At 73.3% G+C, this 12864-nt stretch carries 13 protein-coding genes; 9 read left to right on the forward strand and 4 right to left on the reverse strand.

Features of this window, described 5'->3' with window-relative positions; all coding sequences use genetic code 11:
• Positions 1-608: 608 nt before the first annotated feature.
• The 3 genes from ACFYV1_RS19435 to ACFYV1_RS19445 are packed head-to-tail and all read left to right on the forward strand — an operon-like array spanning position 609 to position 2624.
• The gene (locus ACFYV1_RS19435) at positions 609-1088 is read left to right on the forward strand and encodes a DUF2771 domain-containing protein (protein ID WP_389396727.1); all 480 of its coding nucleotides are present in this window, start codon (positions 609-611) and stop codon (positions 1086-1088) included.
• A gap of 16 nt (positions 1089-1104) precedes the next feature.
• Entirely contained in the window at positions 1105-1785 is a 681-nt protein-coding gene (locus tag ACFYV1_RS19440) for a futalosine hydrolase (protein ID WP_389396728.1), read from the forward strand.
• Positions 1782-2624: a 1,4-dihydroxy-6-naphthoate synthase gene (locus ACFYV1_RS19445; RefSeq protein ID WP_389396729.1), complete on the forward strand. Its 843-nt coding sequence runs from the start codon at positions 1782-1784 to the stop codon at positions 2622-2624. The genes ACFYV1_RS19440 and ACFYV1_RS19445 overlap by 4 nt, the downstream gene beginning before the upstream one ends.
• Positions 2625-2648: 24 nt before the next feature.
• On the opposite strand, the gene ACFYV1_RS19450 is transcribed toward ACFYV1_RS19445, so the two are convergent.
• Positions 2649-3032: a cold-shock protein gene (locus ACFYV1_RS19450; RefSeq protein WP_389396730.1), complete on the reverse strand. Its 384-nt coding sequence runs from the start codon at positions 3030-3032 to the stop codon at positions 2649-2651.
• Between the two features lie 181 nt (positions 3033-3213).
• On the opposite strand from ACFYV1_RS19450, the gene ACFYV1_RS19455 reads away from it, so the two are divergent.
• On the forward strand, positions 3214-3471 hold the full coding sequence (locus ACFYV1_RS19455) for a hypothetical protein (protein WP_389396731.1): 258 nt from the start codon (positions 3214-3216) through the stop codon (positions 3469-3471).
• On the opposite strand, the gene ACFYV1_RS19460 is transcribed toward ACFYV1_RS19455, so the two are convergent.
• Positions 3441-4106 (reverse strand): HAD family hydrolase, encoded by a 666-nt coding sequence (locus ACFYV1_RS19460; RefSeq protein WP_389396732.1) that lies wholly within the window; start codon positions 4104-4106, stop codon positions 3441-3443. The two genes, ACFYV1_RS19455 and ACFYV1_RS19460, sit on opposite strands and share 31 nt — an antisense overlap.
• Positions 4107-4208: 102 nt before the next feature.
• Between ACFYV1_RS19460 and ACFYV1_RS19465 the strand changes: the two genes are divergently transcribed.
• The 4 genes from ACFYV1_RS19465 to ACFYV1_RS19480 are packed head-to-tail and all read left to right on the forward strand — an operon-like array spanning position 4209 to position 8152.
• On the forward strand, positions 4209-5219 hold the full coding sequence (locus tag ACFYV1_RS19465; protein ID WP_389396733.1) for a FecCD family ABC transporter permease: 1011 nt from the start codon (positions 4209-4211) through the stop codon (positions 5217-5219).
• 19 nt (positions 5220-5238) lie between these two features.
• Positions 5239-6339 (forward strand): FecCD family ABC transporter permease, encoded by a 1101-nt coding sequence (locus ACFYV1_RS19470; RefSeq protein ID WP_389396734.1) that lies wholly within the window; start codon positions 5239-5241, stop codon positions 6337-6339.
• Positions 6336-7163: an ABC transporter ATP-binding protein gene (locus ACFYV1_RS19475; RefSeq protein ID WP_389396735.1), complete on the forward strand. Its 828-nt coding sequence runs from the start codon at positions 6336-6338 to the stop codon at positions 7161-7163. Before ACFYV1_RS19470 ends, ACFYV1_RS19475 begins: the two co-directional genes overlap by 4 nt.
• An 11-nt stretch (positions 7164-7174) precedes the next feature.
• Positions 7175-8152, forward strand: coding sequence for an ABC transporter substrate-binding protein (locus tag ACFYV1_RS19480; RefSeq protein WP_389396736.1), 978 nt, complete (start codon positions 7175-7177; stop codon positions 8150-8152).
• A gap of 479 nt (positions 8153-8631) precedes the next feature.
• Here the strand turns inward: ACFYV1_RS19480 and ACFYV1_RS19485 are convergent, their stop codons facing one another.
• Positions 8632-9678 carry a hypothetical protein gene (locus tag ACFYV1_RS19485; RefSeq protein ID WP_389396737.1) on the reverse strand — a complete coding sequence of 349 codons (1047 nt, stop codon included), beginning with the start codon at positions 9676-9678 and terminating at the stop codon, positions 8632-8634.
• 75 nt (positions 9679-9753) lie between these two features.
• Here ACFYV1_RS19485 and ACFYV1_RS19490 point away from each other — a divergent pair, with 75 nt between their 5' ends.
• Positions 9754-12213, forward strand: coding sequence for a helicase-associated domain-containing protein (locus tag ACFYV1_RS19490; protein WP_389396906.1), 2460 nt, complete (start codon positions 9754-9756; stop codon positions 12211-12213).
• Here ACFYV1_RS19490 and ACFYV1_RS19495 read toward each other — a convergent pair.
• The gene (locus ACFYV1_RS19495) at positions 12176-12796 is read right to left on the reverse strand and encodes a VanZ family protein (protein WP_389396738.1); all 621 of its coding nucleotides are present in this window, start codon (positions 12794-12796) and stop codon (positions 12176-12178) included. The two genes, ACFYV1_RS19490 and ACFYV1_RS19495, sit on opposite strands and share 38 nt — an antisense overlap.
• Between the last annotated feature and the right edge of the window lie 68 nt (positions 12797-12864).

Here is a 12864-nt window from a genome sequence, read left to right on the forward strand (position 1 = left end):
CCACCAAGGCCGAGCCCACCCCGCCAGGCGATGTGCCGCCCACCGAAGCCGAGCCCACCCGCCGAACCGTGCACCACCCAGCCGCAACCGGGTTCCACACCGCACCACCAAGGCCGAGCCCACCCGTCGACGGTGTGTCGGTCCACCGGAGCCGAGCCCACCCCGCCAGGCGATGTGCCGCCCACCGAAGCCGAGCCCACCCGCCAGGCGATGTGCCGCCCACCGAAGCCGAGACCACGCCGCCGAACCGTGCACCACCCCACCGGGCCCGGTGCCGCCCCCGCCTGGCGGTGTACCGCGCTTCGCACCGTGGCTCCGATCTCCGCCCACGGCCCGGCAGCCGTGGCTGGGCGGCCCCAGCCGGCTGGAGAAGCCGCTGCGCGGCACCAGCTCGCAGCCGGGAGGCAACTTCAGCCTCGCCGGCGTTTGAGGCGCGGGGGCTCGGGGGCAGGGCCCCCGAAACACCCCGCGCAGCGGACCACCCCCACCCACACCCCCGCGAAAACGGGGCCGAAGGCCCCCACGCGGCGTAACCGGACCCCCCACGGACCCGCCGCGCCGCGTACCCCCGCGCGGCAGGGCGGAGCGCGCCCGATAGCCTTCGGCTCATGACCGTTGCGTTCTACTCGGGCAAGCGCCGCCGGGCCGCTGCCGCTCTCGGTGCCGTGTCCGCCGGGCTCCTCGTCCTTTCCGCCTGCGACAAGCCGACGCCGCTCGTCACGGTGACCATCGGTTCGGACTCCGTGCACGCGGAGGCCGCCTGCTACAACGACGGCGAGGCGATCAAGGAGTCCGAGATCCAGGACTGCCTGACCAAGAAGCCCACGGAGACCGTCTCTGTCGCCATGGACGACAAGGTCCGCATGGGCGTCGACCCGGAGATCGCGGAGAACGGCTACACCCTGCTGTTCGGCGCTCAGCCGGTTGAGCAGGAGCCGTTCAAGAAGACGTACCGGACGATCCCCGGCAACGCGTTCTTCTCCTCGATGACCGGTGAGCCGACGACCAAGACGTCCGTCAGCATCATGGAGACCAAGGGCAAGAAGGTCGTCGGCATCTGGAACTTCCAGTTCGAGAAGGAGTCCTGACCCGGAGGCCGACGTCGTGCGCGTTCTTGTCGTGACCGCGGTGGCGGCCGAGGCCGCCGCCGTCGTCGCGGACGTGCGGGGCACCGCTGTCGCTCTCCCGGGCGGGTACGCGCTGACGCGCACCCCCGCGTACGACGTCCTCGTCGGCGGGGTCGGCCCCGCGGCGGTCGCGTCCGCGACGGCGACCGCGCTCGCCGTCGCGGACGTGCCGTACGACCTCGTCGTCTCGGCGGGGATCGGCGGCGGCTTCCGGCCGCACGCGCCCGTGGGGTCCCTGGTCGTCTCCGACGCGGTCGTCGCCGCCGATCTCGGCGCGGAGACTCCCGACGGTTATCTGCCCGTCGACGAACTCGGCTTCGGCCGTACCGTGCACCCCTCCCCGGCCGCTCTCTCCAGGCGCATCGCCGAGGCGCTCGGCGCCGCGCACGCGCCCGTGCTGACCGTGTCCACGGTCACCGGGACCGCCGCCCGTGCCGACGAGCTCGCGGCCCGGCACCCGCGCGCCGCCGTCGAGGCGATGGAGGGTTTCGGTGTCGCGGAGGCGGCCGCCGCCCATGGCGTGCCCGTCGTCGAGATCCGTGCCGTGTCGAACGCGGTCGGCCCCCGAGACCGCGCGGCCTGGCGCATCGGCGACGCGCTGGCGGCGCTGCGGCAGGCGTTCCACCAGCTCGCCCCCGTACTCCAGGAGCAACCGTGACCCTGCAGATCGCGTACTCCCCCTGTCCGAACGACACCTTCGTCTTCGACGCCTGGGCCCATGGCCGGGTGCCGGGCGCGCCCGCGCTGGACGTGACGTTCGCGGACATCGACATCACGAACGGGATGGCGGAGCGCGGCGAGTACGACGTGCTGAAGGTGTCGTACGCGGTGCTGCCGTGGGTACTGGACGAGTACGCGCTGCTGCCGTGCGGCGGTGCCCTGGGCCGCGGTTGCGGCCCCCTCGTGCTCACCCGGGAGGCGGGCCCGGCGGACCTGGCGGGGAAGACCGTCGCGGTGCCGAGCGAGCGTTCGACCGCGTATCTGCTGTTCCGGCTGTGGGCGGCGGACGTCGTTCCCGGGGGCGTCGGCGAGGTCGTCGTGATGCCGTTCCACGAGATCATGCCTGCCGTGCGGGACGGCAGGGTCGACGCCGGGCTCGTCATCCACGAGGCCCGTTTCACCTACCGGGACTACGGTCTGCACCGCCTCGCCGACCTGGGCGAGTACTGGGAGTCCACGACGGGGCTGCCGATCCCGCTCGGCGCGATCATCGCCAAGCGGTCGCTGGGCGAGGAGACGCTGCGTCTGCTCGCGCGGTCGGCGCGTACTTCCGTGCGCATGGCGTGGGACGACCCGGAGGCCTCCCGTCCGTACGTGCTCGAGCACGCCCAGGAGATGGACCCGGCCGTCGCCGACCAGCACATCGGGCTGTACGTCAACGAGTTCACGGCCGACCTGGGGGACAGCGGCTATGCCGCCGTGCGCGGGCTGCTGACGCGTGCCGCGGCCGAGGGTCTTGTACCGCCCCTCGGCCGGGACGCGCTGTCATTCGTCTGAAGCTCCTGGACTCGGCAGGTCGGGTCAGACGTCGAGCTGGTCGGCCACCGCGCGCAGCAGGCCCGCGATCTTCGCGCCCTGCACCTTGTCGGGGTAGCGGCCGCGCTCAAGCGTCGGGGTGATGTTCTCCAGCAGGGTCGTGAGGTCCTGCACGATGGATGCCAGTTCGTCCGGCTTGCGCCGCTGGGCGGCCGCCACTGACGGGGCCGGGTCGAGCAGTGTCACAGAGAGCGCCTGGTCGCCGCGCTGGCCGGCCACCACGCCGAACTCGACGCGCTGCCCCGGCTTCAGGGCTTCGACTCCGGACGGGAGCACGGAGGAGTGCACGAAGACGTCGCCGCCGTCGTCGCGGGAGAGAAAGCCGAAGCCCTTCTCGCTGTTGAACCACTTGACCTTGCCGGTAGGCACGTCTGTCCTCGTCCTCGTACTCGTTGGGCGCTGGTGCACCGCAAGTTGGGGCGCCGAAAAACGGCTCTTGATAGCACTACAGCGGGTCGCCTGACCCGCCACCCCCAAGGCTAATGGTCCAGAGGCTGGTGACAAGACGTCCCCGATCGGTTCCTGTGCGCAAGGGAACTACCCTGGCCGAATGACTGCTACTCCTCCCGCGACCGCTCCCGCCCCGGGTGACGGGCTGGTGCGTGCCGGCGCCGTCGTCTTCATCGTCGGCGCGGTCGCCACCCTGGTGACGGTGGCCCCGCTGTTCCTGGGCACCGAGCCCTTTCCGACCGTCGCGTACGCGGTGAGCATGCTGATGGGGGTCGGGTTCCTCGTCGCCGCCGCGGGGGTGCTCCGGTCGATCGCCGCGCAGCGGCGTCAGGCCAGATCCAGCCGGTCGGCACAGTAGGAACGCAGCCACTGCGGGAACGCGGTCAGGTCCTCCAGGACCACGTCCGCGCCCGCCTCGCGCAGTTCGTCCGAATCGCAGGGCCCGGTCGGCACCGCGACCGACAGTGCACCCGCGACGCGGGCCCCCCGTACGTCGCCGACGTGGTCGCCGACGTACACGCTCGCCCCGTGCTCGCGCAGCGCCTCCGCCTTGGCCTCCGCCCACAGCCAGCCGATCGTCTCGTCGGGGGCCAGACCGAGGTGCGCCAGGTGCAGCTTGGCGTTCGGCTCGTGCTTGGCGGTGACGACGATCGCCCGCCCTCCGAACTCCTGCACCGCGGCTATGGCCTCCCGCGCGCCGGGCATCGCGAGCGTGGGCGTGATGGCGTGGGCGGGGTAGATCTCGCGGTAGCGGTCGGCCATCTCCTGGATCCGCTCGTCGGGGAACCAGTGCGCCAACTCCTGTTCCAGCGGCGGCCCGAGGCGCGTGACGGCCAGGTCCGCGTCGATCCGGACGCCCGTCTCCGCGGACAGCGCACGGTAGGCGGCGTGGATGCCGGGCCGTGAGTCGATGAGGGTCATGTCGAGGTCGAACCCGACGGTGAGCGGGGCGGTGACGGGGCGCGGGGCCGTGTGAGGAGCCATGGGGCTCATTGTGCCCACCCGTGGGTACGCATTTTCGGACGCATAGACTTAGCCAAGCCTTACCAACCCTGCCGGTCTCCCGACGCCGGTCCCTGCCTCCGATTGGTGCCCATGTCAGCCAGACGCGCGCTCGCGGCCCGCCGCATCGGGTGGACGGCCGCCGCCGTCGCCGCCCTGCTGCTCGCGGTGCTGCTCAGCCTCGCGATCGGCGCGCGCACGGTGGCCCCGTCCGCCGTCCTCGACGCCGTACTGAACGGGGGACACAGCCCCGACGCCGAAGTCGTCCGCGAACTGCGCGTGCCGCGCACGGTCATCGCTCTGATGGTCGGCGCGGCGCTGGGCCTCGCCGGCACGGCCCTCCAGGGCATCACCCGCAACCCGATCGCCGACCCCGGCATCCTCGGCATCAGCCAGGGCGCGTCGGTGGGCGTGGTGCTGGCCATCGCCTTCACCGGGGTGCACACACTGACCGGATACGTCTGGTTCGCCTTCGCGGGTGCGGCTGTCGCCTCGGTCGCCGTGTACGCGATCGCCGCCCGCGGCCGCGGCGGCGCCACCCCCGTGAAACTGGCGCTCAGCGGCGCGGCGATCAACGCCCTGCTGGTGTCCGTGACGATGGGCGTGCTGACGACGAAGGCGGCGGCGCTGGACGAGTTCCGCTTCTGGCAGGTCGGCTCGGTCGCCGGGCGGGACGCCGAAGTGGTCGGCCAGATCTGGCCGTTCCTGCTGGTGGGTGTCGTCCTCGTGATGGCGGTGGCCCGCGGCCTGGACGCGCTGGCCCTCGGCGAGGACGTCGCGAAGGGCCTCGGGCAGAACGTCGCGACGGTACGGATCGTGGGCGGTGCCGGCGCGACGGTGCTGACGGGGGTGGGGGTGGCGGCCGCCGGCCCGATCGCCTTCATCGGCCTCGCCGTGCCGCACATCGCCCGCGCGATCGTCGGCAGCGACCACCGCTGGGTGCTGCCGATGGCCGCGCTCATCGGCCCGGTGATGCTGCTGGTGTCCGATGTGATCGGCCGGATCGTCTTCCCTCCGAGCGAGGTGCCGGCGGGTGTCATGACAGCGCTTATCGGGGTGCCGTTCCTGGTGACCCTGGTCCGCCGCAAGGCGGTACCGGCGTGAGCCTCGAGGAGGGCGCCGCGTGAGCGCTGAGACCAAGACCATCCGAGCGACCGGGACCGCCCGGACCGCCCGCATCGTCCGGCCCGCCGGCTACACCCTCGTGCGGGCCGGCGGCCGCGGCAGCTTCCTGCTCCACCGCCGCGCCGCCGGTGTCGTGTTCGGCCTCGCCGCGTTGCTCGCCGCCGTCTGCGTCGCCTACCTCAGCGTCGGCGAGAGCTTCGTCGCACCCGGCGAGGTCCTGAAGGTCGTCTTCGGGCAGCCGTCGCCGCACGAACTCGTCGTCGGGACGCTGCGGCTGCCCCGTATGGTCCTCGGTCTGCTCGTCGGCGCCGCGTTCGGCGTCGCAGGCGCGCTGATCCAGACCGTCGCGCGCAATCCGCTCGCCAGCCCCGACATCATCGGCATCAGCCAGGGCGCGAGCGCGCTGACCGTCGGTGCGATGACCTTCGGCGTCACCTCGTACTCCGTTCTCCCCTACCTGTCCGTCACCGGCGGCATCCTCGCCGCCGCGCTCGTGTACCTGTTCGCCTGGCGCGGCGGGCTGCACGCCACCCGGTTCGTCCTCATCGGCATCGGCTTCGCGATCGCGCTCCGCTCCGTCACGACGCTGTTCATGACCAAGGGCGACTACCTGGTCGCCCAGCAGGCCCAGATCTGGATGACCGGTTCGCTCAACGGCCGCGGCTGGGAGGAGGCCGCGCCGCTCGGGTGGACGCTGCTGGTCCTGCTGCCCGCCGTGCTGTGGGCGGCACGCGCCCAGCGCACGGTGGCGATGGACGACGACACGGCGACCGCCCTCGGCGTGCGGCTCGGCCAGGTGCGGCTCGGGCTCGTGTTCCTCGGGGTCGTACTGGCGTCGGTCGCGACGGGCGCCGCCGGTCCCGTCGACTTCGTGGCGCTGCTCGCGCCGCAGATCGCCCGGCGGATGACCCGTACCGCGCAGATCCCGCTGCTGTGCTCCGCGCTGCTCGGCGCGGTGATCGTCGTCCTCGCCGATCTCGCGGCCCGCCGGATGTTCTCGCCCACCGAGCTGCCGGTGGGCGTGCTGACGGCCGCCATCGGCGCCCCGTACCTGATCTGGCTCATCATCCGCAGCCGAACCGTTGGAGGAAAGTCGTGAGCAGGCTGACGGCTCGCGAGCTGACGCTCGCCTATGACGACCGCACGGTCGTGCACGAGCTCGACCTGGCCGTCCCCGACGGGCAGGTCACGGTCATCGTCGGCCCCAACGCCTGCGGCAAGTCGACGACCCTGCGGGCGCTGGGCCGGCTGCTGAAGCCCAAGGGCGGGGCGGTGCTCCTCGACGGGGCCGAGCTCTCCGCGATCCCCACGAAGAAGATCGCGCAGTCGATCGGGCTGCTGCCCCAGTCGCCGGTCGCGCCGGAGGCCATCACGGTCGCCGACCTCGTCGCCCGCGGACGCCAGCCCCACCAGCACTGGTGGCAGCAGTGGTCGCAGGAGGACGAGCGCGCGGTGACGGACGCCATGGAGCGTACGGACGTGACCGCGCTCGCCGACCGGCCCGTCGACGAACTGTCCGGCGGTCAGCGCCAGCGGGTGTGGATCGCCATGGCGCTCGCGCAGGAGACGGATCTGCTGCTGCTCGACGAGCCGACGACGTTCCTCGACATCGCGCACCAGGTCGAGGTGCTCGACCTCGTACGGCAGTTGAACCACGAACGCGGCCGGACGGTCGTCGCCGTGCTCCACGACCTCAACCAGGCCGCCCGCTACGCCGACCATCTCGTGGCCATGAAGGCGGGCCGGATCGTCGCGGAGGGACGTCCGGGCGACATCGTCACCGCCGAGCTGGTCCACGAGGTGTTCGGCATGGAGTCGGTCGTCGTCCCCGACCCGGTGACCGGGTCGCCCCTCGTCGTGCCGGGAGCGCCCTACTCCCCCGCGCCGCCCCAGGCCCCCACTCCCACCCAGCAGTCCGCCTGAAAGGTCTGTCCATGAGTAACACGCTTCGCCGCCGCGGCCTCCTCGCCGGTTCCCTCGCCCTCACCGCCGCGGTGACGCTGAGCGGTTGCGGTACGAGTGAGGACACCGGCTCCTCCGCTCCCTCGGCGTCGTCCGCGGGCACGCACACGGTGAAGACGGCCATGGGCGACGTCGAGGTGCCCGACGCGCCCAAGCGGGTCGTCGTGCTCGACACCGCTGAGCTCGACTCCGCGATCACGCTGGGTGTCAAGCCCGTCGGCGCCACGCACACGGGCACCGAGACCGGCTTCCTGCCGTACCTGCCCAAGGACAAGGTCGAGGGCATCACGGACGTCGGCGAGATGATGACGCCGAACCTGGAGGCCATCGCCGCGCTCAAGCCCGACCTGATCCTCACGAGCAAGATCCGGCACGGCGACAAGTACGCCGAGCTGAAGAAGATCGCTCCGACGGTCATGACCGAGACCACCGGTGAGCCCTGGAAGGAGAACTTCCAGCTCCACGCCGACGCGCTCGGCAAGCAGGCGGAGGCGAAGAAGGCCGTCGCCGACTACACCGCGCACGCGGGGAAGGTCACCGAGGCACTCGGCGGCAAGGAGAAGGCGGCGGCGACCGAGGTCAACGTGGTCCGCTTCGTCGAGGGCGCGGACATCCGCATCTACGGCAGGAAGAACTACATCTCGACGATCCTCGCCGACATCGGCCTGGGCCGCCCGGCCGTCACCGACAAGGCCAAGGACGGCTTCTCGTACGACGTGAGCCCCGAGAAGATCGACGCCGCCGACGCCGATGTCGTCTTCCACTCGACGTACGGCGACCCGGAGAAGGCGAAGCAGAAGCAGACGCTGGACAGTGCGCTGTGGACGAGCATGAAGGCCGCGAAGAACGACAAGGTGTTCGGCGTGGAGGACGAGCTGTGGATCCAGGGCATCGGCTACACCGCCGCCGCCGTCATCCTGGACGAACTCCAGGGCCACCTGGCGGGCTGAGCCCCGCGGTACCGCGCTCCGCGCGGCGTTCTCGGGTGCTCGGCCTCCTACGCCCGGCGGCGTAGGAGGCCCCCACCCGAACCCTCGTGCCCAGCGCGGCATTTCGCGTGCCCCGCGCCTCCAACGCCGACGAGGCCGGAGATGCCGCTGCGCGGCATATCAGCCCGGCTGGAGGCTCTCCCGCTATGCCCGGCGGCGTGGGAGGCACCCCCCCAGCCCACGGCCACCAGGCCACAAAGGGAGATTGACGCCACCACGCGAAGCGGTACACCACCCGGAAGGCAGCAACGGGTCCGGGCGAGCGCGGTTCGTATGGGCGATACCGCGCTTCACGACGTGTTTTCGGGGCCCCGCCCCGGACCCCCGGCGCCTCCAACGCCGGGCGAGGCCGGAGTTGTCGGCGATTGAGGCCGCCGCGCGGAGCGCGGTACACCCCCGCAGGGCGGCACAGGGGCCGGGCGGAGCCCGGTTCGTGAGGGTCAGCGTGCCCGTCTGGCCCGCCACAGCAAGAAGAGCGCGGAGGCGACCGCCGCCCCCTTCAGCACCCACGGCCACGTAGCCGTCAGCGCGTCCCGCGTCCCGCCCTCGGTGATCACCTCGCCCCAGTGCTCGTTGACGCGGCCCCACAGCCACAGCACTCCGGCCGCCGCGGCCGTGCCGGGGATGCCGAACACGGCCAGTTTGGCCTCGGTCCGCGACAGCCGGCGGGAGGCGTACGCGAGGAGCCAGCCGAGGCCCAGCGCGATCAGCGATCCCAGGGCCGCGCCCACGACGAGCAGGGCCGCTGCGAGCAGCAGTACCGGGCTGCCGAGGCCCGCCGCCCGTGGGGACGGTTCCGCGAGGGCGCGTCGGCGCAGCAGTCGTGGTACCAGCCGACGGCGCCCCTCGGGCTCCGTCTCCGTACCTGCTTCCGCCGGCTCCGCCTCGTCCGCCTCGACCTCGGAGGGGTCCGGCGGCGGCTTCAGTATCTCGGGGATCTCGACGCCGCCCACGAACCCGGCCACGCCGTCGCCCGCGCCCATCGCCCGCGGGTCGACGCGCCACCAGTCCGGCTCGGAGCCGGAGGGCCCCAGCTCGTCCATGCCGGCCAGGTGCGGCGGTGACGCCGCCTCGTGCGGCGCGGGCGACGGCGGCGCATCGGCGTCACGGGGCCTCGGCAGGCGGCGCCGTCCGCGCTGGCGCGGCAGCGGGGACGAGGACGTGCCCGCGGCCCCGGCCGAGGCCGTGTCGACCGGCGCGGCCGCCGGTCCGGGCCCCGGCGACGCGTCGTCGTCCCGCGACGCCGCCGACGTCACCACCTCGTCCGGCGTACCGAGTCGTCCCAGGATGCGGCGCACACCCGCCGGGCTGTCGCCGCCGATCCTGGTGCGCTGCTGCTCGATCTCCGTGCGCAGCGTCGTCACGAGCCGCATCCGCGTGCCGGACGGGAGCTGGGCCTGCTGGGCCAGGTCGCCCACACGGCTCAGATAGTCGTAGACGAGCTGGTCGCTCTCGATCCCCACCGGCGGTTCCCCTGCACTGGCCACGGGCCGCCCGCCTTCCCGGGCCGCCCTGTCCCCGACGGTAGCGCTCCAGGGGCTAACGTGGGGCGGATGGGGACCATGCCCGAAGGAAGCGGCAGCAGCCCGCGCACCCTCGCGGAAGCGCTGCGCGCCCGCGACGACGAGGAGCTGGCCGCGCTGCTGCGCGCCCGCCCCGATCTGCTGAGCCCGGTGCCGAACGACGTCACCCAGCTCGCCACCCGCGCCGGCACCCGCGCCTCCGTGGTGCGTGCCCTGGAGCGGTTGGACCGGTTCGCCCTGCAGACCGCGGAGGCGCTGGCGGTGGCCCCCGACCCGGCGCCGTACGACACGCTGCTCGCGCTGATGACCGGTGACGACGGCGACGAGACGACGGAGGCGGTCCTCCCGCGGGCGCTCGGAACGCTGCGCCGGCAGGCCCTGGTGTGGGGCGGTGACGACCGGCTGCGGCTGGTGCGTACGGCGCGCGAGCTGCTCGCCCCGTCCCCGACCCGCCCGTCGCCGACCGGCCTCGGCCCGACCGTTGCGGAGGCGACGGCCGGCATGTCGCCCGGCCGGCTCCAGGAGATCATCGCGGCGGCGGAGCTGCCGACGACGCACGACCCGGTGTCGGCGGTCGCGTCGCTGACCGCGCTGGTGACGGACCGGTCGCGGATGGCCGCGCTGCTGGACACGGCTCCGCCGGAGGCGCTGGCCGTGCTGGACCGGCTGGTGTGGGGGCCTCCGTACGGGGAGGTGACGTCCGATCCGGCGCCGCCGGTGCGGTGGTTGCGGGACCACGGTCTGCTGCTGCCGACGTCCGCCCGCACGGTGGTGCTGCCCCGGGAGGTGGCACTGCATCTGCGGGCCGGGCGCGCGCACCGGGTGCCGGAGCCCCTTCCGCCGGCCGTCGCCGTCGCCTCCGAATACCGTCCACAGGTTGTGGACAACGCGGCGGCCGGGCAGGCGTACACGGCGCTGACGACGGTCGAGGACCTGTTGAAGGACTGGCACGAAGGCGGCCCGGCGGTGCTGCGCGCCGGCGGTCTCGCCGTACGGGACCTCAAGCGGACGGCCGCCGCACTGGACACGAGCGAGCAGCTCGCCGCCTTCTGGCTGGAACTGACCTACGCGGCAGGTCTGCTGGCCTCCGACGGCGAGGCTGACGAGCGGTACGCGCCCACCCCGGCGTACGACGAGTGGCTCGAGCTCCCGCCCGCGGAGAGGTGGGGTGACCTGGCCGCCGCCTGGTTGACGGCGACCCGGACACCGGGCCTTGTCGGCAGCCAGGACGCCAAGGGCCGCACGCTCGCCGCACTCGGACCGGACCTGGACCGCGCGGCCGCCGTCGAGGTGCGCGGGCGCGTCCTCCGGCTGGCGGCGGACCTCCCCCACGGCGCGGCCCCCTCCCACGAGTCACTGCTGTCCCGGCTGCGCTGGGAGCGACCGCTGCGCGGCGACGCGGCGGGCCCTGCCACGGACCTGCGGGCACGGCTCGCGACGTGGACGCTGTCGGAGGCGGAGCTGCTCGGCGTGACCGGCCGCGGAGCGCTGTCCTCCCACGGGCGCGCGCTGCTGGGCGAAGACCCCGCGGACGGCGTGGCGTTCGGCGACCGCCGCGCCCGTGCCGTGAAGGCACTCGCGCCGCTCCTGCCGGAGCCCCTCGACCATGTGCTGCTCCAGGCCGACCTCACGGCGGTCGCGCCCGGCCCGCTGGAGCGTCCTCTCGCGGAGACGCTCGCCGTGCTCGCCGACGTCGAGTCGAAGGGCGGGGCCACCGTCTACCGCTTCACGCCCGGTTCGGTGCGGCGCGCGCTGGACGCCGGCAAGGCGGCGGCCGACCTGCACGCGTTCCTGGCAACTCACTCCCGTACGCCCGTTCCGCAGCCGCTGAGCTACCTCATCGACGACGTCGCCCGCCGCCACGGCCATCTCCGCATCGGCGCGGCGTCCGCCTACGTGCGCTGCGACGACGACGCGGTACTGGGCGAGATCCTCGCCGACAAGCGCTCCCAGGGCCTCGGCCTGCGGCGCCTCGCGCCCACCGTCCTCGCCGCCCAGGCCGACCCGGGGACGCTCCTCGAAGGGCTGCGCGCCATGGGCTACGCACCGGCCGCGGAGTCGGCGCAGGGGGATGTGCTGATCACCCGCGCCCACGCCCGCCGCACCCCGCCGCGCGCCGCGCCGGCTCCCGTACCGGAGGGCCCGCCCGTGCCGGACGGCACGCTGCTCGGCGCCGCCGTGAAGGCGATCAGGGCGGGCGACATGGCGGCCACCGTCGTACGCAAGCCGGCCGACGAGCACGGCCGGCGCCCGGCCGGCGGGCTGCCGCGCACGACCTCCGCCGAGACGCTCGCCACCGTCCAGGCCGCCGCGCTCACCGGCTCCGCCGTCTGGATCGGCTACGTCAACGCGGAAGGGGCGGCCAGTCAGCGTGTCATCGCGCCGGTACGGGTGGAGGGCGGCTTCGTGACGGCTTACGACCACACCGCGGACGAGGTGCGGACCTATCCGCTGCACCGCATCACGGGCGTGGCGGAACTGGCCGACGACGCCGGCTGAGACTCCACCCGGAGGAGCGTGCCGCCGCCTTCCCGGGCTCCGGCTCCTCCGCCTCCCGCTCCCCTGGTTCCTTCGTTTCTGGCTCCGGCCTCCCCGGCCGCGCCTCGCCGCGCCGCCCGCGCCACGCACGGCCCAGTCGGCGTCCCAGCACGACGTATCCGATCAGCGCGCCCGTCGTGTTGAGTATCACGTCGTCCACGTCGAAGGCCCGGCCCGCGACGATCGCGCCCTGCACCAGCTCCACCAGCGCCATCACCACCACGGTGAGTGCCAGTACCCGCGGCAGCCGCAGCGAACGGGGCATCAGCACCGGCAGCAGCACCCCGAAGGGGACACCGAGCAGCAGATTGCCGCCCACCTGCTTGCAGGCGGCGAGGAACGTGTAGTCCTGCGCGTACTGCCGCAGCGACGCACCGGGGCGCAGGTTGGCGCTCACCACGCCCTCAGAGGCGTGCGACGGCGCGAGCGTCAGCCGGGCGAGGACGGCGGAGAAGAGGACCAGGGCGACGAAGGCGCAGACGATCAGGCACACCCGTAAGACGCTTCTGCCCCACTCGCGGCGGGGCCGTGCTCCGGTATCCATGGCGTTCCGGCTACCCGCGCTCTCCCCGGACAGTCGCGCGATGCGGGACACTGGTTGTTTGGCCGGGT

Source organism: Streptomyces sp. NPDC003023, assembly GCF_042888225.1.
In the GTDB taxonomy this organism is placed as follows: domain Bacteria; phylum Actinomycetota; class Actinomycetes; order Streptomycetales; family Streptomycetaceae; genus Streptomyces.